General features: G+C 69.5%; 18 protein-coding genes. 7 read left to right on the top strand and 11 right to left on the bottom strand.

The features are described from left to right. Nucleotides 1-17: 17 nt before the first annotated feature. The 4 genes from proX to BM144_RS16205 all read right to left on the bottom strand — a co-directional run bounded on the left by proX (nucleotide 18) and on the right by BM144_RS16205 (nucleotide 4,957). Nucleotides 18-1,073 (bottom strand): glycine betaine/L-proline ABC transporter substrate-binding protein ProX, encoded by a 1,056-nt coding sequence (gene proX / locus BM144_RS16220; protein WP_092954626.1) that lies wholly within the window; start codon nucleotides 1,071-1,073, stop codon nucleotides 18-20. Nucleotides 1,074-1,125: 52 nt separating this feature from the next. Continuing rightward, nucleotides 1,126-2,475 (bottom strand): glycine betaine/L-proline ABC transporter permease ProW, encoded by a 1,350-nt coding sequence (proW, locus tag BM144_RS16215; RefSeq protein ID WP_092954376.1) that lies wholly within the window; start codon nucleotides 2,473-2,475, stop codon nucleotides 1,126-1,128. Beyond that, entirely contained in the window at nucleotides 2,472-3,731 is a 1,260-nt protein-coding gene (proV, locus tag BM144_RS16210; RefSeq protein ID WP_092954373.1) for a glycine betaine/L-proline ABC transporter ATP-binding protein ProV, read from the bottom strand. The genes proW and proV overlap by 4 nt, the downstream gene beginning before the upstream one ends. A gap of 614 nt (nucleotides 3,732-4,345) precedes the next feature. Beyond that, the gene (locus BM144_RS16205; RefSeq protein WP_092954370.1) at nucleotides 4,346-4,957 is read right to left on the bottom strand and encodes a TIGR00645 family protein; all 612 of its coding nucleotides are present in this window, start codon (nucleotides 4,955-4,957) and stop codon (nucleotides 4,346-4,348) included. Between the two features lie 252 nt (nucleotides 4,958-5,209). On the opposite strand from BM144_RS16205, the gene acs reads away from it, so the two are divergent. Then, nucleotides 5,210-7,204: an acetate--CoA ligase gene (gene acs / locus BM144_RS16200; RefSeq protein ID WP_092954367.1), complete on the top strand. Its 1,995-nt coding sequence runs from the start codon at nucleotides 5,210-5,212 to the stop codon at nucleotides 7,202-7,204. Between the two features lie 161 nt (nucleotides 7,205-7,365). Next, a complete protein-coding gene (locus BM144_RS16195; protein ID WP_092954365.1) occupies nucleotides 7,366-7,830 on the top strand; it encodes a Signal transduction histidine kinase in 465 nt (154 codons plus the stop codon). 107 nt (nucleotides 7,831-7,937) lie between these two features. Here the strand turns inward: BM144_RS16195 and BM144_RS16190 are convergent, their stop codons facing one another. Next, nucleotides 7,938-8,243 (bottom strand): c-type cytochrome, encoded by a 306-nt coding sequence (locus tag BM144_RS16190; protein ID WP_092954363.1) that lies wholly within the window; start codon nucleotides 8,241-8,243, stop codon nucleotides 7,938-7,940. Between the two features lie 130 nt (nucleotides 8,244-8,373). Here BM144_RS16190 and BM144_RS16185 point away from each other — a divergent pair, with 130 nt between their 5' ends. Both BM144_RS16185 and ilvD read left to right on the top strand, forming a co-directional pair. After that, on the top strand, nucleotides 8,374-8,616 hold the full coding sequence (locus tag BM144_RS16185) for a TIGR04438 family Trp-rich protein (protein WP_092954361.1): 243 nt from the start codon (nucleotides 8,374-8,376) through the stop codon (nucleotides 8,614-8,616). 220 nt (nucleotides 8,617-8,836) lie between these two features. Beyond that, nucleotides 8,837-10,696: a dihydroxy-acid dehydratase gene (gene ilvD, locus BM144_RS16180; protein ID WP_092954359.1), complete on the top strand. Its 1,860-nt coding sequence runs from the start codon at nucleotides 8,837-8,839 to the stop codon at nucleotides 10,694-10,696. 138 nt (nucleotides 10,697-10,834) lie between these two features. On the opposite strand, the gene bfr is transcribed toward ilvD, so the two are convergent. After that, nucleotides 10,835-11,314: a bacterioferritin gene (bfr, locus tag BM144_RS16175; protein ID WP_092954358.1), complete on the bottom strand. Its 480-nt coding sequence runs from the start codon at nucleotides 11,312-11,314 to the stop codon at nucleotides 10,835-10,837. 257 nt (nucleotides 11,315-11,571) lie between these two features. On the opposite strand from bfr, the gene BM144_RS22845 reads away from it, so the two are divergent. After that, nucleotides 11,572-11,847 (top strand): hypothetical protein, encoded by a 276-nt coding sequence (locus tag BM144_RS22845; protein ID WP_139225742.1) that lies wholly within the window; start codon nucleotides 11,572-11,574, stop codon nucleotides 11,845-11,847. Between the two features lie 83 nt (nucleotides 11,848-11,930). Here the strand turns inward: BM144_RS22845 and BM144_RS23625 are convergent, their stop codons facing one another. Then, nucleotides 11,931-12,053 carry a hypothetical protein gene (locus BM144_RS23625; protein WP_281246095.1) on the bottom strand — a complete coding sequence of 41 codons (123 nt, stop codon included), beginning with the start codon at nucleotides 12,051-12,053 and terminating at the stop codon, nucleotides 11,931-11,933. A gap of 93 nt (nucleotides 12,054-12,146) precedes the next feature. Between BM144_RS23625 and BM144_RS23480 the strand changes: the two genes are divergently transcribed. Next, entirely contained in the window at nucleotides 12,147-12,416 is a 270-nt protein-coding gene (locus BM144_RS23480; protein WP_245783694.1) for a hypothetical protein, read from the top strand. Between the two features lie 124 nt (nucleotides 12,417-12,540). Then, on the top strand, nucleotides 12,541-12,918 hold the full coding sequence (locus BM144_RS16165) for a hypothetical protein (protein ID WP_139225741.1): 378 nt from the start codon (nucleotides 12,541-12,543) through the stop codon (nucleotides 12,916-12,918). A 22-nt stretch (nucleotides 12,919-12,940) separates the two neighbouring features. Here BM144_RS16165 and BM144_RS16160 read toward each other — a convergent pair whose 3' ends face one another. The 4 genes from BM144_RS16160 to BM144_RS16145 form a co-directional block, all read right to left on the bottom strand. After that, entirely contained in the window at nucleotides 12,941-15,106 is a 2,166-nt protein-coding gene (locus BM144_RS16160; protein ID WP_245783693.1) for a TonB-dependent receptor, read from the bottom strand. Nucleotides 15,107-15,209: 103 nt separating this feature from the next. Then, nucleotides 15,210-17,762 carry a TonB-dependent siderophore receptor gene (locus BM144_RS16155; RefSeq protein ID WP_092954352.1) on the bottom strand — a complete coding sequence of 851 codons (2,553 nt, stop codon included), beginning with the start codon at nucleotides 17,760-17,762 and terminating at the stop codon, nucleotides 15,210-15,212. A gap of 214 nt (nucleotides 17,763-17,976) precedes the next feature. Continuing rightward, nucleotides 17,977-18,960: a FecR domain-containing protein gene (locus tag BM144_RS16150; protein ID WP_092954351.1), complete on the bottom strand. Its 984-nt coding sequence runs from the start codon at nucleotides 18,958-18,960 to the stop codon at nucleotides 17,977-17,979. After that, entirely contained in the window at nucleotides 18,957-19,433 is a 477-nt protein-coding gene (locus BM144_RS16145) for a sigma-70 family RNA polymerase sigma factor (protein ID WP_092954349.1), read from the bottom strand. The genes BM144_RS16150 and BM144_RS16145 overlap by 4 nt, the downstream gene beginning before the upstream one ends. Nucleotides 19,434-19,542 lie beyond the last annotated feature (109 nt).

The following is a 19,542-nucleotide window of genomic DNA, read 5'->3' as shown; positions in this document are numbered from 1 at the left end:
CGGGCCCCGGGGCGATGTCAACGCGCGGCGGCGGCCGTCGCCTGCTGCAGCCAGCCGTCGAAGGTCTTCTGGTGCGCACGGATCCAGCCGTCCGCGTGGCGCTCGATGTCGGCCTGCTTGCCCTGGCCGTTCTTCATGGCGAGGTTCTGCGCATTGATGTCGGCCACCGGCAGTTGCATCACCTCGAAGAGGCGGGCGGCGGCGGGGTTCTTCTCGGCGAAGGCCTTGTTGGCCACGATGCGCTGGGTGTTGAGCACGAAGCCGTAGTTCTTGCCATCGGGCAACCGGGTGTCCTGGCCCGCCTGCTCGCCGGGCAGCGAGGAGCGCGGCACCTGCAGCCAGACCACCTCCTGGCCCGGGCGCAGCACGCCGCTCACCCAGTAGGGCGTCCAGGTGTAGTAGAGGATGGGCTTGCCCTCCTTGAAGCGCGCGATGGTGTCGGCCATCAGTGCCGCATAGCTGCCCTGCACGTGCGTCACCGTGCCCGAGAGGCCGAAGTCCTTCATCTGGTGTTCGATCACCGCCTCGCATCCCCAGCCCGGATTGCAGCCCGTGAGGTCGGCGCGGCCGTCGCCGTTGGTGTCGAAGAGCTTCGCGAGCTTCGGGTCCTTCAGCTGGTCGATGTGCGTGATCTTGTACTGCTCTGCGGTCTTGCGGTCGATCAGGTAGCCCTGCGCGGCGTTGGCCGAATAGGCACCCTTGCGCCACAGCTTGGCGTCGCCGCCCGCGTTCTTGTAGAAGTCGGCATGCAGCGGATCCCAGTGGTCGGCCATGAGGGTCGCGTCGCCGTTGGCGATCGCCACGTGGGCCGTGGCGTACTCGATCTCCTTGATGGGCTGCACGTCGTAGCCGAGCTTCTGCAGCCCGCGCGAGACCAGCAGCGTCTGGAAGGTTTCCTCGGCGTTCGAGCTTTGCAGCGGCTGCACTTTCACGCCCTTGCCGGGCAGGTCCTGCGCGCCGGCCGGCAGCGCGGCCAGGGCCAGTGCGCCAGCCAGGGCGCAGGCGGCCGCGCTGGCCGGGCCTTGCCAGGCCGAACGGGGGCGGAGCAGGGAGTGTGCGATGGAGATGTGCATGGGACGTTTCCTGAAATAAATGTCGATGGGAGGCGCGGTGCGCGGTGCGTTCTCAGCGGCCCGCGCCTGCGAGCGCAGGCCCTTCGCCGGACGCCATCGCGGCGGGCGGCACGGCCGCGGGCCGCTGCGCCGCAGGGCCGGCGGCATCCGCGGCGGTGGCGGGAGCCGGGCGGCGCAGGAAGCCGGCGGCCAGGCGCGTGGCCAGGCCCACGGGCCCCGTATGCCACCAGTGGCGCGCGCCGCGCCGGGGCTGGCCCAGCGCCTGCGTGAGCCGGTCGAGCGTGATCGCGAGCAGCACGATGCCGAGCCCGCCCACGGCGGCCAGGCCCATGTCGAGCCGGCCGATGCCGCGCAGCACCATCTGGCCCAGGCCGCCCACGGCGATCATCGAGGCGATCACCACCATCGAGAGCGAGAGCATCAGCGCCTGGTTGATGCCGGCCATGATGGACGGCAGGGCCAGCGGCAGCTGCACCTTCCACAGCAACTGGAAGGGCGAGGCACCGTAGGCGCGCGCGGCCTCCACGAGGTCGGGCCGCACCTGCCGCAGGCCCAGGTTGGTCAGGCGCACGAGCGGCGGCAGAGCGAAGACGATGGTCACCACCACGCCCGGCACATTGCCGATGCCGAACAGCATCACCACCGGCACGAGGTACACGAAGGCCGGGGTGGTCTGCATCGCGTCGAGCGCCGGGCGCAGCAGGCGCTGCGCGCGGTCGCTGCTGGCCAGCAGGATGCCCAGCGGCAGGCCCAGCACCAGGCAGAACGCGAGCGAGGTCAGCACCAGCGACAGCGTCACCATCGCTTCCGGCCAGATGCCGAGCAGGGCCACCAGCAGCAGCGAGACCACCGTGCCCAGCGCCAGCATGCGGCCCGCGAATTGCCAGGCGAGCAGACCGATGAGCGCGACCATGGCGAGCGTGGGCAGGCCCGTGAGCAGTGCGTGCACGCCGCCCAGCGTGGCGTCCACGGGAGCGCGGACCGTCTGGAAGGCGGGGCGGAAGTGGTCCACCGTCCAGGTGAGGCCCTGGTTGATCCAGTGCTCCACGGGCAGCGAACCGTCCCAGAGCTGCGAGAGGTGCAGGCCGCCCGCGGCCTGCGCGGGGTCGGCCGCGCCCGCCAGCGCGTCGGCGGGCAGGGCGGCGGAGCCCGCGTCCGGCGCGGCGCTCAGCCAGTCCGTGCCGCCCGCGCCCGCATCGCCGGTGGAGGTGGCGGTGGAGGCCGCCCACGGGTCCGGCGCGGCCGGTGCGGCGTCGGGCGTGGCCGCGGGGGTGTCGTAGGGCGAGACGGCCGCGGGGCCCTCGCCTGCGGTGGCCCAGGGGTTGGCGTCCGGTGCGGGCAGGGAGTGCGCTGCCGCGGTGTCTGCGGAATGGGCGGGTGTCGCGATGGTGGTTTCGTTCATGCGGGGCTCCGTTCGGACATGGGGGACGCAGTGGGGGCGGGTGCGGTGGGCGGCACGGGCGGGGTGTCGCGGTCCAGGAAGCGCAGCAGCGTGGTCTTGCTGATCACGCCGCGCAACCGGCCGCCGTCCTCCACCACGGGCAGCGCGCACGGCGCCTGCGCCACCTGGCCGAAGAGATCGGCCACGGACGCGTCGGCCGCGATGGGCCCCACGCTGGCCAGGTAGGCGTGGTGCAGCCCCAGCGGCCCCACGTGGCCGTCGAGCGCGCCGCGCAGCGAGTCGGCCGACACGGTGCCCAGGTACTGCCGCGCGGGGTTCACCACGTAGGCGAAATCGCGGTCCTGGTCCTGCAGCATCTGCAGCGCCGCGCGCGCGCCGCGGTCGCGGTGCTCGGACACCACCGTGAGCGGGCGCCGCGCGATGTCGCCGGCCTTGAACACCGCCGCCGCGTCCACGCCGCGCACGAAGTTGCGCACATAGTCGTCGGCGGGGTTGCGCAGGATCTCGTCGGGCGTGCCCACCTGCACCACCTGGCCGTCCTTCATGATCGCGATGCGGTCGCCGATGCGCATGGCTTCGTCGAGGTCGTGCGAGATGAAGACGATGGTGCGCCGCTGGATCTGCTGCAGCCGCAGCAGCTCGCTCTGCATCTCGGTGCGGATGATCGGGTCCAGCGCCGAGAAGGCCTCGTCCATCAGCAGGATCGAGGGGTCCGACGCCAGCGCGCGCGCCAGCCCCACGCGCTGCTGCATGCCGCCCGAGAGTTCGTCCGGATAGCTCTGCGCCCAGGCGCCCAGGCCCACCTGTTCCAGCGCCGCAGCGGCCTGCCGCTGGCGCTCGGCGCGGTCCACGCCGGCCAGCTCCAGGCCGAAGGCGGTGTTGTCCAGCACGGTCATGTGCGGCATCAGCGCGAACGACTGGAACACCATGCTGATGTCCTTGCGGCGCAGCGCGCGCAGCGCCCGGTCGGAGAGCGCATTGATGTCCGCGCCTTCGATCAGGATGCGTCCGGCGGTGGGCTCGACGAGCCAGTTGAGCATGCGCACCAGCGTGGACTTGCCGGAGCCCGACAGCCCCATCACGACGAAGATCTCGCCGGCCTCGATGGTGAAGGTGGCGTCGAACACGCCGATGGAATGCCCGGTGCGCTCCATGATTTCCTGCTTGCTGCAGCCCTGGCGCACGAGTTCGAGCGCCGTCTCCGGCGCGTCGCCGAATACCTTGAATACATGGTCGATGGTGATTTGCTTGGCCACGTCGTGGGTCCTCCCTCGGTCTGGAACGGGTTGGCGAACACGCCCGGGCGAACGCTCCGACAAGGGAGCGCCTGCCCGGGCACGGGGCCGGTCCTGCGGCAAAGCCTGATGCGGCGGCCCCGCGCGGTGCCACGGCGGGGCACCGGCGTTGCCGGAAGGAGGTGGGCACGGAACTCGGCCCGGGTTTGGCCCGCATGGCACGCGATGGGTGCGCAAGGGCAGGGGGCGCGCGCGGGAGAGGTCGGGTTGCGAGGACTCCACGGGCGCCCCGCGAAGGGGCATCAGGGCCGGGAACCGGCCGTGGCGTCGGCGGCTGCAGGCAGGCTGCGGCGGCGACCGACGGGGATCCGGACCGCTCGAGGGGCCGGATTACCTGCGCTGCAGGTTGTAAAACACCGCGAAAGTGTATGCATTCGGTGTTTTTGAGTCAAAACACCGGTTTTTGATGGATGTGTTATTCGCGGGTGCGAAAACGACCGTGCATGATGCATTTGCTATTAAATTAATAGCAAACAATCGAATGGATCCAACGGCATGGGCCCTGAAACACCCTCAAAAGAGGAGTTTCAGGGCCCATGCGACCCGAGGAGCGGGCGTGGCCGGAGGGCGGGTGCTCAGTGCTTCTCGTGCGAGACGTTCAGCAGCTTGTCGGTATACGCCACCGCGATGGCGCTGCCCAGGAACGCGACGTGGATGATCGTCTGCCACATCAGCACCTTGGTGTCGTAGTTGGCCGCGTTGATGAAGGTTTTGAGCAGGTGGATCGAGCTGATGCCGATGATCGACAGCCCCAGCTTCACCTTCAGCACCGACGCGTTCACGTGGCCCAACCACTCGGGCTGGTCGGGGTGGGTGTGCAGGTTCAGGCGGCTCACGAAGGTCTCGTAGCCGCCCACGATGACCATGATCAGCAGGTTGGAGATCATCACCACGTCGATGAGCGCCAGCACCACGAGCATGATGACCGTCTCGTTGAGGGCCGTGATCTCCACGCCGGGCTTGTAGCCGATGCTGGTCACCAGGGTCTGCAGCGCCGCCTGGTTGCCGAAGGCGGCTTCCACGAGGTGCCAGAGTTCCAGCAGGAAGTGCCATACGTACACGCCCTGGGCGACGATGAGGCCCAGGTACAGCGGCACCTGCAGCCACCGGCTGGCGAAGATGATCGTGGCGAGGGGGCCCATGGAGGCGCCTGGCGTGCGTGGGATGGGGTCTTTCGGGGAGGCCATGGTGGGGTGGGAAATCCGTGGTGGGCGGGAGTGCGGCGCGATTCTAGGGCCGTTTCGGGGCGGTTCCCGGCGGCCCTGCGGGACATCCCGGTGGGCCGCCGGACGGGGTCTGTGGTAGGCGTAGCATGTGGCCCGTGCCGGGGCGGACGGCGCGCCCGGATGCGCCTGGCAGCGTGCGTCAGTGGCCTGTAAGTGCGCCCCCTGAAAGTACCGCCGAAAACCTGTTCCAACGACTCCCAGGAGACAAAGCAAATGAGTGCGTCATCGTCCACGATCGAATCCGTGCTGGTGGAAAACCGCGTGTTTCCGCCCCCCGAGGCCTGCGAGAAAGCCGCGCGCATCTCGGGCATGGCCGGCTACGAAGCCCTGCAGGCCGAGGCCGATCGCGATTTCGAAGGCTTCTGGGCGCGCCTGGCCCGCGAGAACGTGCAGTGGACCCAGCCCTTCACGCGCACGCTCGACGAATCCAACGCGCCGTTCTTCCAGTGGTTCGCCGACGGTGAACTCAACGCCAGCGCCAACTGCCTGGACCGCCACATCGGCACGCCCACCGAGCACAAGACGGCCATCATCTTCGAGGCCGACGACGGCGCGGTGACGAAGGTCACTTACCGGGAACTGCTGGAGCGCGTGGGCCGCTTCGCCAACGCGCTCAAGGCCGAGGGCGTGAAGAAGGGCGACCGCGTCCTCATCTACATGCCCATGACCATCGAAGGCGTGGTCGCCATGCAGGCCTGCGCGCGCATCGGCGCCACGCACAGCGTGGTGTTCGGCGGCTTCTCGGCCAAGGCGCTGCAGGAGCGCATCATCGACGCGGGCGCGGTGGCCGTGGTCACCGCCAACTACCAGATGCGCGGCGGCAAGGAGCTGCCGCTCAAGGCCATCGTGGACGAAGCGCTGGCCATGGGCGGCTGCGACACCATCCGCTCCATCCTGGTGTACCAGCGCACGGCCACGGCCTGCGCCATGGTGGAAGGCCGCGACAAGACGTTCGGCGATGCGCTGGCGGGCCAGCCGGCCGAATGCGCGCCCGAGCCCGTGGGCGCCGAACACCCGCTCTTCATCCTCTACACCAGCGGTTCCACGGGCAAGCCCAAGGGGGTGCAGCACGCCACCGGCGGCTACCTGCTGTGGGCCAAGCTCACGATGGACTGGACGTTCGACCTCCGGCCTGACGACGTCTTCTGGTGCACGGCCGACATCGGCTGGATCACCGGCCACACCTACGTGGCCTACGGCCCGCTGGCCGCCGGCGCCACGCAGGTGGTGTTCGAGGGCATTCCCACCTATCCCAATGCCGGGCGTTTCTGGCAGATGATCGAGCGCCACAAGGTGTCGATCTTCTACACCGCGCCCACGGCCATCCGCTCGCTCATCAAGGCGGCCGATGCCGACCAGGCGGTGCACCCCTCCAGCTCCGACCTGTCGAGCCTGCGCATCCTCGGCAGCGTGGGCGAGCCCATCAACCCCGAAGCGTGGATGTGGTACCACCGGAACGTGGGCGGCGAGCGCTGCCCCATCGTGGACACGTTCTGGCAGACCGAGACCGGCGGGCACGTCATCACCCCGCTGCCGGGCGCCACGCCGCTGGTGCCGGGCTCGTGCACGCTGCCGCTGCCGGGCATCGCCGCGGCCATCGTGGACGAGGCGGGCAACGACATCGCCAACGGCACGGGCGGCATCCTGGTCATCAAGCGCCCGTGGCCGAGCATGATCCGCACCATCTGGAACGACCCGGAGCGGTTCAAGAAGAGCTACTTCCCCGAGGAACTCAAGGGCTACTACCTCGCGGGCGACGGCGCGGTGCGCTCGGCCGACCGGGGCTACTTCCGCATCACCGGCCGCATCGACGACGTGCTGAACGTCTCGGGCCACCGCATGGGCACGATGGAGATCGAATCCGCGCTCGTCTCCAAGACCGACCTGGTGGCCGAGGCCGCCGTGGTGGGCCGCCCCGACGACGTGACGGGCGAGGCCATCTGCGCCTTCGTGGTCCTGAAGCGCCCGCGCCCCACGGGCGACGAGGCCAAGGCCATCGCCAAGGAACTGCGCGACTGGGTGGCCAAGAAGATCGGGCCCATCGCCAAGCCGAAGGACATCCGCTTCGGCGACAACCTGCCCAAGACCCGCAGCGGCAAGATCATGCGGCGCCTGCTGCGCTCCATCGCCAAGGGCGAGCCGATCACGCAGGACACCAGCACGCTGGAGAACCCCGCGATCCTGGACCAGTTGGCGCAGGCCAACTGATCCGTGGGAGGACGCCGCAGGGCGCCCTCCGGTCTCCTGTAGGACGGTACCGGTTTCGCCCCGCGCGGGCCTGCCGGAACGCCAATGCCGGGTTACAACCGCCGGCAAGCCGCCGCGGCCCCTTCCGGCCCGGCGTTCGGCATCCCTACAGGAGATCTCCCATGGCCTTCCGATCCATCGTCCTTTTGATCATCGTCGCGGCCATCGCCGTGCTCGCCGCGCTCAACTGGGGCACCCTCGCCACGCCCTCGGTCATCTCGCTGGGCTTCACCTCGTTCCAGGCGCCGCTGGGCCTGCTGATGCTGGGGCTCACCACGCTGCTGGGCGTCTTCTTCATCGCCTACGTGCTGTCGCTGCAGGGCTCGGTGCTGCTGGAGACGCGGCGCCACACCAAGGAGATGCAGGCCCAGCGCGAGCTGGCCGACCGGGCCGAAGCCTCGCGCTTCACCGAACTGCGCGCCTTCCTGGAATCGCAGCAGCAGCAGGGCCACGCGGCGGTGATGGCCCGCATGGATGCGCTCGAAGCGCGCCTCGCGGCCCGCGTGCAGGAGTCCGACAACACCACCGCTGCCTATGTCGGCCAACTCGAAGACCAGTTGCGCACGCGGCGCGACCCGGTGCTCTGACACCCGAAGCCCAGGCAGAAAGCAAAAAAAAGCCGCCTCGCATGCGGGCGGCTTCCGTGGCAAAGGAGCGGGCGCTGGTGGTGCGCCCCGAGCCCTGGCCGTCGCGGTCACTGGAGCGTCAGGATCCAGGCGGCCAGCTTCTTCGCATCGGCCTCGTTCACCTGGGCGTTGGCCGGCATCGGCACCGGCCCCCATACGCCCGAGCCGCCCTTCATGATCTTGGCGGCCAGCTTGTCCACGGCATCCTTCTGGCCTGCGTACTTCGCCGCCACATCCTTGTAGGACGGCCCCACGAGCTTCTTGTCCACGGCATGGCAGGCCATGCAGTTCTTCGCGGTGGCCAGCGCCTGGTCGGCGAGGGCGGGCGTGGCGGTTGCGAAGGCCAGCAGGAGGAGGGGGAGCGTGCGCTTCATCGGGGACTTTCGTGTGGGTTAGTATGCGACTCAATGAAATTGTAGTAGGCGGGGTTGACGGCGCGCAGACCCGATCAGGGCCCTCGGCGGCCCGCCCGCCCACGGCGCAGCGCAGGAGGTCGCCACCATCATGTATACCCTGGGTCTCGGCATTCTTCTGGTGCTCCTCAAGTACCTTGAAATCGGACCGGTCGCCCAATGGAGCTGGTGGTGGGTGCTCTCTCCCTTCGCGGTCACCGCAGCCTGGTGGGCCTGGGCCGACGCCTCGGGCTACAGCAAGCGCAAGGCCATGGAAAAGATGGACCAGCGGCGGCAGGACCGCATCAACAAGCACAAGGAAGCCATGGGCGTGAAGCCCCGCCGGCCGCGGTAGGCGCCGGCCCCTCGATCCGCTCGCGGCGCCGTTGTCCGGAGAGGCCGGCCCCCGGCCCCCATGGCCTTTCGGCTTTTATCCCCGTGATTGCGCAGTACCGCCCCGGGGCCTGCGCAGCCGCCGTGCAAGGGCATGCCGCACGGCGGGAGAAAAGCGCTGGAGGATAATCCCGTGTCGCCCTGGCGCGACCGCTCCCCCAACCGATCCTCCCCGACCCACGATGCCCGCATACCGTTCCAAGACCTCCACCGCCGGACGCAACATGGCCGGTGCCCGCTCCCTGTGGCGCGCCACCGGCATGAAGGACGAAGACTTCAGCAAGCCGATCATCGCCGTGGTGAATTCGTTCACGCAGTTCGTTCCCGGCCACGTGCACCTGAAGGACCTGGGCCAGCTCGTCGCTCGCGAGATCGAAGCCGCGGGCGGCGTGGCCAAGGAGTTCAACACCATCGCCGTGGACGACGGCATCGCCATGGGCCATGACGGCATGCTGTACTCGCTGCCCAGCCGCGACATCATCGCGGACTCGGTCGAGTACATGGTCAATGCCCATTGCGCCGACGCGATGGTCTGCATCTCCAACTGCGACAAGATCACCCCAGGCATGCTCATGGCCGCCATGCGGCTGAACATCCCCGTGGTGTTCGTCTCCGGCGGCCCGATGGAGGCCGGCAAGACGCGCCTGGCCAACCCCGTCACCAAGACCATCGAGTTCAAGAAGCTCGACCTGGTCGATGCCATGGTGATCGCCGCCGACGAGAAGTATTCCGACGCCGACGTGGCCGAGGTGGAGCGCTCCGCCTGCCCCACCTGTGGATCGTGTTCCGGCATGTTCACGGCCAACTCCATGAACTGCCTCACCGAGGCGCTGGGCCTTTCCCTGCCCGGCAACGGCACCGTGGTGGCCACGCACGCCGACCGCGAGCAGCTGTTCAAGCGCGCCGGCCGCCGCATCGTGGAACTGGCACGCCAGTACTACGAGCAGGACGAAGAGCGCATCCTGCCGCGCTCGGTGGGCTTCAAGGCCTTCGAGAACGCGATGACGCTGGACATCGCCATGGGCGGCTCCACCAACACCATCCTGCACCTGCTGGCCATCGCGCGCGAGGCGGGCATCGACTTCACGATGGCCGACATCGACCGCCTCTCGCGCACCGTGCCGCAGCTGTGCAAGGTGGCGCCCAACACCAACAAGTACCACATCGAGGACGTGCACCGCGCCGGCGGCATCATGGCCATCCTGGGCGAGCTGGAGCGGGCCGGCAAGCTGCACACCGACGTGCCCACCGTGCACGCCCCCACGCTGGGCGACGCGCTGAACCAGTGGGACATCGTGCGCACGCAGGACGAGGCCGTGCGCCATTTCTACATGGCCGGCCCCGCGGGCGTTCCCACCCAGGTGGCCTTCAGCCAGAACACGCGCTGGCCCAGCCTGGACCTGGACCGCGCCGAGGGCTGCATCCGCTCCTACGACCATGCTTTCTCCAAGGAGGGCGGCCTGGCGGTGCTGCGCGGCAACATCGCGCTCGACGGTTGCGTCGTGAAGACCGCGGGCGTCGACGAATCGATCCACGTGTTCGAGGGCTCGGCCCACGTCACCGAATCGCAGGACGAGGCGGTGGAGAACATCCTCGCGGGCAAGGTGAAGGCCGGCGACGTGGTGATCGTGCGCTACGAAGGCCCCAAGGGCGGCCCCGGCATGCAGGAAATGCTCTACCCGACCAGCTACATCAAGTCCAAGGGCCTGGGCAAGGACTGCGCGTTGCTGACCGACGGGCGCTTCTCGGGCGGCACCTCCGGCCTCTCGATCGGCCACTGCTCGCCCGAGGCGGCGGCCGGCGGGGCGATCGGCCTCGTGCGCGATGGCGACCGCATCCGCATCGACATCCCCAACCGCACCATCGACGTGCTGGTGAGCGACGAGGAACTGGCCCGCCGCCGTGCCGAGCAGGACGCGCGGGGCTGGAAGCCCGTGAAGCCGCGCCCGCGCAAGGTGTCGGCGGCGCTCAAGGCGTATGCCAAGCTCGTCATGTCCGCCGACAAGGGCGCCGTGCGCGACCTTTCCCTGCTGGACGACTGACACCCCCCGGGGCCCGTGCGCGGGCCGGCGCCGGCGCTCCCCGCACAGGGTGGAGCAAAAAAAAGCCGCACCGTCGCCGGTGCGGCTTTTGCTATTTTTTCGATAGCTATCCGTGCAGGAAAGACGGCGGCATGGAGTTCAAGGCGTGCCGGATGCCGTCTGCGATTGCAGGTAGTTCTGCAGGCCCACGCGCTCGATCAGTCCCAATTGCTTTTCGAGCCAGTAGGCGTGGTCTTCCTCGGTGTCGCGCAACTGGGCCAGCAGGATGTCGCGACTCACGTAATCGCGTGCGCCTTCGCACAGGTGCACGCCGTTCTGCAGGGCTGCGCGCACTTCGTATTCGGTGTCCAGGTCCTTGCGCAGCATCTCGGGCACCGTGGTGCCCGGCGTGAACTCGCGCGGGCGCATGTCCGGCAGCCCGCCCAGGAAGAGGATGCGCCGCAGCAGCGCGTCGGCATGCTGGGTCTCTTCTTCCATCTCGTGGTTCAACCGCTCGTAGAGCTTCACGAAGCCCTGGTCTTCATAGATCCGCGAGTGGATGAAGTACTGGTCGCGCGCAGCCAGCTCGCCGCGCAGCAGATCCTTGAAGTAGTCGATAACTTGTGGGTTGCCCTGCATGGGATGCTCTTTTCCTTGTTTTTGTGAGGCAGGGAGTATGGCTCCGCCACGTGACTTTGTCGCTCAAAGCCCCCGGGCAGGCGGTTTGCATGCGTACGGGGATCAGAAGCGTTCGCGTTGGGAGGCAACAGCGCACTTGGCGTACGCATGCCGCTTCTGTAACTTTGACTTACATTCTTTGGAAAATGCCTGATAATTCCCGGTCGCTGTTATGTATTGGGACTTGAATGTATTGCCCTGGCTGTGCCGCCGAGAATATGAATACCAGTTTGCGCTGCATCCGATGCGGTCATTTGCTGACTTCGTCCCTCGATGGAACGGAGGCTTATAGAAAGAGTGCCAAAAAACTGGACACTTATCTTTATGGAAAAGTGGCAGGAACCGCTGGAGGCGCACTGGGATTTGCTTTGCACCGATTTGTTCTTCCGGAAATGGGTGTGGACCGGCAATGGTCTTCGATGCTGTGGTTCGTATTGGGGGCGGCCGGTTTTGCCTTGGGGCAATATATTGCGAAGAAGAAATACCTGGATTGACGGTTTGAGGTCGTCAATGGGTATTTGATTATCTTGTTGAGAAAGAATAACGTAAAACAATGGCTTCCTGTGCTTATTGCAATTCAACCATCCTCCTGGGAGGAAAACGCGATGGCGAACTTCGGTTCTGCAATGCCGCGTGTTGGAAGAAGGGTGCTGTGCTTCGCGTCGCCCGCCAGATACCTCAGGCAGAGGTCGACTGCCATGTGCACGCCGTGCACCGTGGTGCCTGTCCTCGGTGCAGTGGCCCCGGGCCCATCGATGTCCATACCTCCTACCGAGTCTGGTCGTGCATCTTCATGACGTCATCTTCCAGCCGGCCTCTCGTGTGCTGCCAGGCGTGCGGCACCAAGCACAAGCTCGGCGACACGGTGTTTTCGCTGCTGTTGGGTTGGTGGGGCCTGCCTTGGGGCGTGTTGATGACCCCCGTGCAATTGGTTCGGAACATTCATTCGCTGACGAGAAGAACGAATCCGTCCGTTCCCTCGCCAGCGCTCGAGAAATTGCTGCGCCAGCACATGGCGGCGCACGGCCTGGATTCGGCGCGGAGCGAGGGTAAAAGCGTGTGATCTCTTCATCGCGCTGGCGAAAGGCAGCGCGATGGATCTGGGAGACAGGCGACCCGGTCGCCGGACGGACCCGGTCCGGGACGCATCCCGTCATGATTCACATCTCTACCGCTGCCCAATGCCCATGCCGATCCGCCCCCTGCACCTGTTGGCTGGATGCTTTCTTGCCGGCCTGGGCCTGCACGCTTCGGGTGGGACTGGCGCCTACCGCCTGGATTGGCCCCACCCCGGCGAGGTGCTCACGTACCGCTCCTGCGGCTGCGCCGATGCCTGCTGGGTTGCCGAAGTCCGGCACCGGCGCACGCAGGCCCTTCAGGCCCGGCTGCGGTGCGACTGCGAAACGCTCTTCTACGAGCAGCCCTCCGCGCCGGCGCGAACGGGGCCGCTGGGAAGCTGCGAGCCCATCCACCTCGGCGGGCGCAAGCCCGAAGCGATCCGGGAGCGGCTGGAGCAATTCCTGCACCCCCGTGCGGGCGGAGCGCCAGGGGCCGCACGCCCCTAGGCTCAGGGGGCTCTCGTGGGCCTCAGAAATCCACCGACGCCGACAGCATCAGCGTGCGCGGTGCGCCCACGGTCACGTAGTTGCTGACCACCCAGTAGTTCTTGTCGAACGCGTTCTCCAGGCTCGCGCGGAAGACGACCGGCTTGCCGGAGACCCGGGTGGCGTAGCGGGCGCCGATGTCCAGGCGGGTCCAGTTGCCCACGCGCAGGCGGTTGGCGGCGTCCGCGTAGACCGGCGAGGTGTGGATGACGCGGCCGTTGAGGCTCAGGCCCGCCACCCAGGGCGTGTCCCAGTCGAGGCCCAGGTTGAAGGTGCGGTCGGGCACGCCCGCGGCGTCGTTGCCCTGGTTCACGCCACCGGCGGTGCGCGTGACCTTGGCGTCGTTGAAGGCGGCGCTGGCCATGAGGCGCAGGCCGCGCTGGATCTCGCCGTAGGCCGTCAGCTCCAGGCCGCGGTTGCGCTGTTCGCCGCCGAAGCTGTAGAGGTTGGTGACGGGGTCGGTGATGGCGCTGGGGCGCTTGATCTGGTAGAGGGCGGCCTGCGTGGTCACCTGGCCCCAGTCCACCTTCACGCCCACTTCGTGCTGCTTGGATTTCTGCGGCGCGAAGGTCTCGCCGGCGTTGGCGGTGTCCACGCCGGCCGTGGCGCCGCGCGTGAGGCCGGCGGTGTAGTTGGTGTAGACCGAGATGTTCTTCGCGGGCTTGAACACGAGGCCGGCGAGCGGCGTGACGGCGCTCTTCTTGTAGTGGCTCGTGGCGGCGCCGCTGGCCGGGTTGTAGTTGTCCTGCTGCATGGTCTGGTCGCGCAGGCCCAGGGTGACCAGGAAGCGGTCGTTCGCGAACGACACCGTGTCGGCGATGGCGATGCTGTGCTGCCGGGTGACGGAACTCTTGCCCGGTGCGCCGCGTGCCACGGTCATGGGCGGCAGCGGGGCGGGGTTGTAGAGGCTCGAAGGGCTGGAAGTGGCCGAGGTGGCATAGAAGTAGCCCGTTTCCTGGTCCAGGTAGTTCACGCCCAGCGCGAGCGTGTGCTTCACGCCGCCCGTGGCGAAGCGCGTGCGCAGGCCGGCGTCGGCGGCCTTGGATCGGGTGTATTGGTCGTAGTAGGCGTTCGACACGTTGAAGGCCCCGGCGGCGTTCGGGCGGCCGCTCGGGAAGGTCTGTTCGTAGTCGAGGTCGGTGTAGCCCACGCTGCCGTAGACGGTGGTGCTGTCGTTCAGGTCGTGCTCCAGGCGCGACATGACGGTCTTCACGTTGTCCTGCAGCTTCGTGCCGGGGTAGAAGTTGAGCCGCGCGTCGGGCACGGCAGGCACCGCGGTCGCCGTGCCGGCGAAGCTGGTCTGGGGACGGAATTCCTTGGTTTCGCCGCGCGTCGCGAAGGCGTCCAGCGACCAGCGCGTGCGGGTGCCCGCGTAGTCCAGGCCGAGGGAGCCGAGCGCCAGGTCCTGCTTGCCGCCGTCGATGTTGCCTTCGCCGCCGCGCACGAGGCCGTTGACGCGCACGCCCCACTGGTTGTCTTCGCCGAAGCGGCGGCCCACGTCCAGATGGGTGCCGAATTCGGCCTTGCCCATGTAGGTGGCGGTCAGGCGCGTGAGCGGGGTGTCGGCCGCGCGCTTGGTGACCACGTTGATGCTGCCGCCCACGCTGCCGCCGGGGCCCACGCCGTTGGCCAGCGCGCCCGGGCCCTTGAGCACTTCCACGCGCTCGATCATTTCCAGCGGCACGCGCGTGGAAGGGGCCAGGCCGAACAGGCCGTTCATGCTGATGTCGCTGTTGGAGACGGTGAAGCCGCGGATCTGGAAGTCGTCGCCGAAGCCGCCGCGCGAGGTGAGCGTGCGCACCGAGGCGTCGTTCATCACCACGTCGGCCACGCTCAACGCCTGCTGGTTCTGGATCAGCTCGGACGTGTAGTTGGTGGTGCTGAAGGGCACGTTCATCAGGTCGGTCGTGCCGAGGATGCCCAGGCTGCCGCCGCGCGCGAACTGGCCGCCCGAGTAGGTCTTCTGCAGCCCGCCGATGGCCTCGGCCTGCTCGGAGACGACCACTTCGTCCAGCGCCGTGCGGCCGGTGGACTGAGCGGCCGCGCCGGCGGCGGCGATGGCCAGGCTGGCGCCGAGGCAGCTGCGCAGCACGCGGGCGAGCGGGGTGGGCGCGAAGCGCGGCGCCGTGCGGGGGGAAGAGCGGTGCATGGTGTTCATGGCTGGTGGTTTTGAGGAGAAAAGAAGCAGGAAGGGAAAGCGGAACCGGTGGCGGGGGCCGGCACGGCCCCCGCGGCAGGGCCTCGCATGCGCATCAGAAGGTGGCGCGCAGCGAGAGCCCGACGTTGCGCGGGTCGCCGTAGTAGTTGTTGAAGTAGGTGCTGTTGGGCGAGAACTTGGCGTAGTAGGTCTTGTCCAGAAGGTTGTTCACGTTGAGCTGCACGGCATACGTGCGGTCGATGCGCCAGGCCAGCATCGCGTCGAAGACCGCATGGCCGCCCTGGCGTGCGATGGCGCTGCCCACGCTGGCGTAGGCATCGCTCTGGATGCGGGCGCCGCCGCCCACGGTCCAGCCCCGGAGCGGCCCCTGCAGGCGGTGGGTGGCGAACACCCGCAGGGCATGGCGCGGATCGACGCTGCGCAGCGGCTGGCCGGCCACCGCGGGATCGGTGCCCCGCAGGATCCGCGTGCGCGTTTGGGTGTAGCCGGCCACGAGCTGCCAGCGCGGGGCGGGTTCGCCCGCCACCTCCAGCTCCCAGCCCTCGCTGCGGCTCCTGCCGCCGGCGCGATAGCACACGCTGGTGCCGGAGGCGGGCACGCACGTGCTGCCGGCGCCCGTGTCCTCCTCGGCCCGGCCGACCTGGTGGATGCGGAACGCCGAGAGCGTGGCCTGCAGCCGCCCGCCCAGGAATTCGCCTTTCAGCCCGGCCTCGAAGTCCTCCCCGCGCACCGGCGCGATGGCGCGGCCGGAGGCGTCGCGGTCGTTCTGCGGCGCGAAGATCTCGCTGTAGCTCGCATAGGCGCTCACGCCGTCCGCGAAGTCCGCCACCAGGCCGGCATACGGCGTGGCCTTGCGGCTCACGCCGTAGCGGGCGGCCGGGTCGGCGGGCAGTGCGTGCGTCCACCAGGTCAAACGGGTGCCGAGGATGGCGGTGAGCGGGTCGGCGAGCGACAGGCGCGCCATGGCGTAGGCCCCGTGCTGCCGCGTGCGCGACGCCTGGGCCGTGAACGGGTTGCCGGTGCCGTCGTCCGCGGGCTCGGGGTAGCTCGCGGCGGGGTCCCAGCCGCGCAGGTCGATGCCGGTGAGCGGGCCCACGCCCCAGCGGCCGCTCGGGCCATCGGTCCGCAGCCGCAGGGTGTCGGCGCCCAGGGCCAGCGTGTGCTGCCGCCCGAGTAGCTCGAACGGGCCGCTGGCAGCCAGGGCGATGGCGTTCTGTGTGCTGGCATCGCCGCCGTAGATGGAGGTGCTGACGTTGACGAGGTACGGATCGGTGGCGCTGGCGCTGGAGAACGAGGTCTGCTTGAAACCGTCGGTGCGCAGGCGCGTGTGCGCGGCGGCCAGGCGCGCGTTCCAGCCGTTGCTCCAGCGGTGCGACAGTTCGGCGAAGGCCTGCTGGTTGTGGCGGTCCCACCGGTTCCAGCCGGTGCCCAGGTAGGTGCCGCGCGGCAGGTGCAGCGGGCTACCGTCGGTGTTCGCCGGCAGGCCGCCCCAGGCGCCGGTGGCGTCCAGCGCGGTGTGCTGCAGGCTGGCGGTGAACGTGGTGCCGGGCGCCAGATCGGCTTCGAGCACGCCGTAGAGCCCCTGGCGCTGCTCCGAGCGGGCCTGCTGGAAAAAATGCCGGTCGTCCGCCACCGCGACGACGCGGCCGCGCACCGCGCCGGAGGCACCGAGGGGGCCGGAGACATCGGCCTGCAGGCGCTGCCGGTCCCACGAGCCCAGCGACAGTTCGGCCGAGGCCTGGAAATCCGCGGTGGGGCGCTTGCGCACCAGGTTCACGGTGGCCGACGGGTTGCCCGCGCCGCGCAGCATGCCCGCGGCGCCGCGCAGGACCTCCACGCGGTCGAGCGCCGCCGCATCGGGCTGGATGAAGACGGAGGCGGAGGCGTTCTGGCTCAGCGGCAGGCCGTCCACCTGCAGCATGTCGATCTGGTGGCCGCGCGACCAGTACGTCACGCGCTCGCTGTCGGTGTAGTCCACCGCGATGCCCGGCGTTTGCCGCAGCACGTCGTGCAGGTCGCGCAGGGCCCGGTCGTCCATGAGCTGGCGCGTGGCCACCGCCACGGGCTGCGGAATGCCGCGGGCGGCCTGCAGTCCCGGGAACAGCGCCACGGCAGCGGCCGCGTACGAGCCCGAATGCTCGGTGGCGGCGGTTGTTCCGGCCGCGCCCGGGGCGGGCGCGCTCACGGTGACGGTGGAGAGCGTGGCTGCGGCGCCCGTGGCGTCCGGGGCGAGCGCGCCGCGCACCGGGGCCAGGGCCCGGAGCGTGTAGGTGCCCTGCGCGCCGCGCACGGCCTGCAGGCCGGAGCCTTCCAGCACCCGCGCGAAGCCCGCGTCCACGCTGTAGCGGCCCTGCAGCCCGGGCGAGCGCAGCGCGGCCAGCGGCGCGGCATCGAACGAGATCGTCACCCCGGCCGCGTGCGCGGTCTGGGCCACCACCTGGGCCAGCGGGCCGGCCGGGACCGAGAACGCCACGGATTCCCGGGCGGCTTCTGCGGCCGGCGCCGGCAGGGCCGGCGCGGCGGGCAGGGCGATCAGCGCCGCGGCTGCGCAACGCAGCAGCGCAGCGCGGCCAGCCCGCGGCGGGTGCGGCGCAGGCACGGCGGGCGCAGGCGCGAAGGCGGCGCGGCGGCGGGTCGGACGGGGCATGGGTTCGGGAACCGGCAGGTGGGCGGGGGAAGGGTGGCGTCGGCGATGGGGCGGTGCAGTGGTTTCACCCGGTAAGCCGTACGAGCGGGGCCGAACCTGCAAGGCGATCCGGATTTTTTTCGGGCCGGTCCAGCGGGTTCATGGGTGTTTTTGCCTCCATGCCGCCGGATCCATTCAATAGTTTGCTATCTATTTAATAGCAAAAGAGTCGGGGTCAAGCGGGTTCCACGCGCACCCAGTAGCGCGTCCGGTAGCGCACCTGCACCGGGAAGGATGCCGCCAGCGCCGCCAGGGCGCGATCGGTGTCGTCCAGCGGGAAGGCGCCGGACACGCGCAGCGCGGCGACTTCCGGCGCGCAGAGCAGCAGGCCGGGCCGGTAGCGGGCCAGCTCGTCCACCAGCCGGCCCAGCGGCATGTCGAGCGCGATCAGTCCGCCGTCGCGCCAACTGGCCGCCGACAGGTCCGCGGGCGCGGCGGGGCCGGCCCCCATGGCGGTGAACGTGGCCTGCTGGCCGGCGCCCAGTTCGGCGGGCGCGCCGTGCGCGGGCAGCAGGCGCACCGCCTTCTCCTGCACGGCCACGCGCGTCGTGCCGCCATCGGCCTGCACGGAAAAGCGCGTGCCCAGCGCCAGCACCTCGCCCTGCGGCGTGCGCACGCGGAACGGGCGGCGCATCGGGTCGGCATGCGTCGCCACGAGGATGCGGCCCGCATGCAGGCGCAGCTCCCGGGCCTCGGCATCGAAGGCGACGTCCACCGCGGTGGCCGTGTCCAGCGCCAGCTCGGAGCCGTCGGGCAGGGGCAGCGCGCGGCGCTCGCCGCGGGCCGTGCGGTGCGTGGCCTGCCACTCGCGCCAGGGCAGGGCGCTCCAGCCCACCCAGGCCGCGGCGCCCGCGCCCAGCACGGCGCCCGTGCCGCGCAGCAGGCTGCGCCGCGCGCCGTCGGCCACGGCGGGCGTGCCCAGTGCCTGCCGCGCGAGCGGCGCGGGGATCCGCGCCAGTTGCGCGCTCACGGCCTGCACGCGCTCCCAGGCGCGCTGGTGCGCGGGGTGGGCGGCATGCCAGCGCTGCCATTCCCGCGTGTCGGCGGGGCCGGCGCCTTCGCGCAGGCGCGTGTGCCAGGCAGCCGCCTCGCGCAGCGCACGGCGGTCGTCGGTGCCGTGGTCCGGGGGCGTGGCGGGTTCCGGCGGAGGAGGGGTCACGCCAGGGCCAGGCAGCAATGTTCCATGGCCCGCGTTAGGTAGTTGCTCACCGTGCGCAGCGACACGCCCAGGCGCTCGGCGATCTCGGGATAGGTCAGCTCTTCGTAGTGCGCCAGCACGAACGCGGCGCGCACCTTGGGCGGCAGGCCGTGCAGGGTGCGGTCGAGCGCGCAGAGCGCCTGCTGGTGCTGGGCCTGCTCCTCGGGCGAGGGGGCCAGCGCTTCGGGTAGCGTGGTCAGGTAGTCGAGGTAGGCCTGCTCCAGCGTGCGGCGCCGGAAGAAATCGGCCACCAGGCCCCGCGCCACCGTGGCCAGGTAATGCTGCGGCTCGCGGATGTCCTCCAGCGGCACGGACGAGCGCAGCACCCGCACGAACGTGTCCTGCGCCAGGTCGGCCGCATCGTCGCGGTTGCCCACGCGCTTGCGGAGCAGGCTTTGCAGCCAGGGATGGTGGTCCTGGTAGAGGGTATGCACGGGTGGGTGGAGGGAAAGAGAACGGTTCCGGAAAAATAATGAGAACCGTTATCAATTATGCCGTCCCTGTGCTGCCCGGGGTGCGCCGTGTGCGGGCGTTCCAGTTTTT

This window comes from Paracidovorax konjaci, from assembly GCF_900112675.1.
Classification (GTDB): domain Bacteria; phylum Pseudomonadota; class Gammaproteobacteria; order Burkholderiales; family Burkholderiaceae_C; genus Paracidovorax; species Paracidovorax konjaci.
Note: the sequence above shows the minus strand (reverse complement) of the source record. Positions and strands in the feature narration are given on the sequence as shown.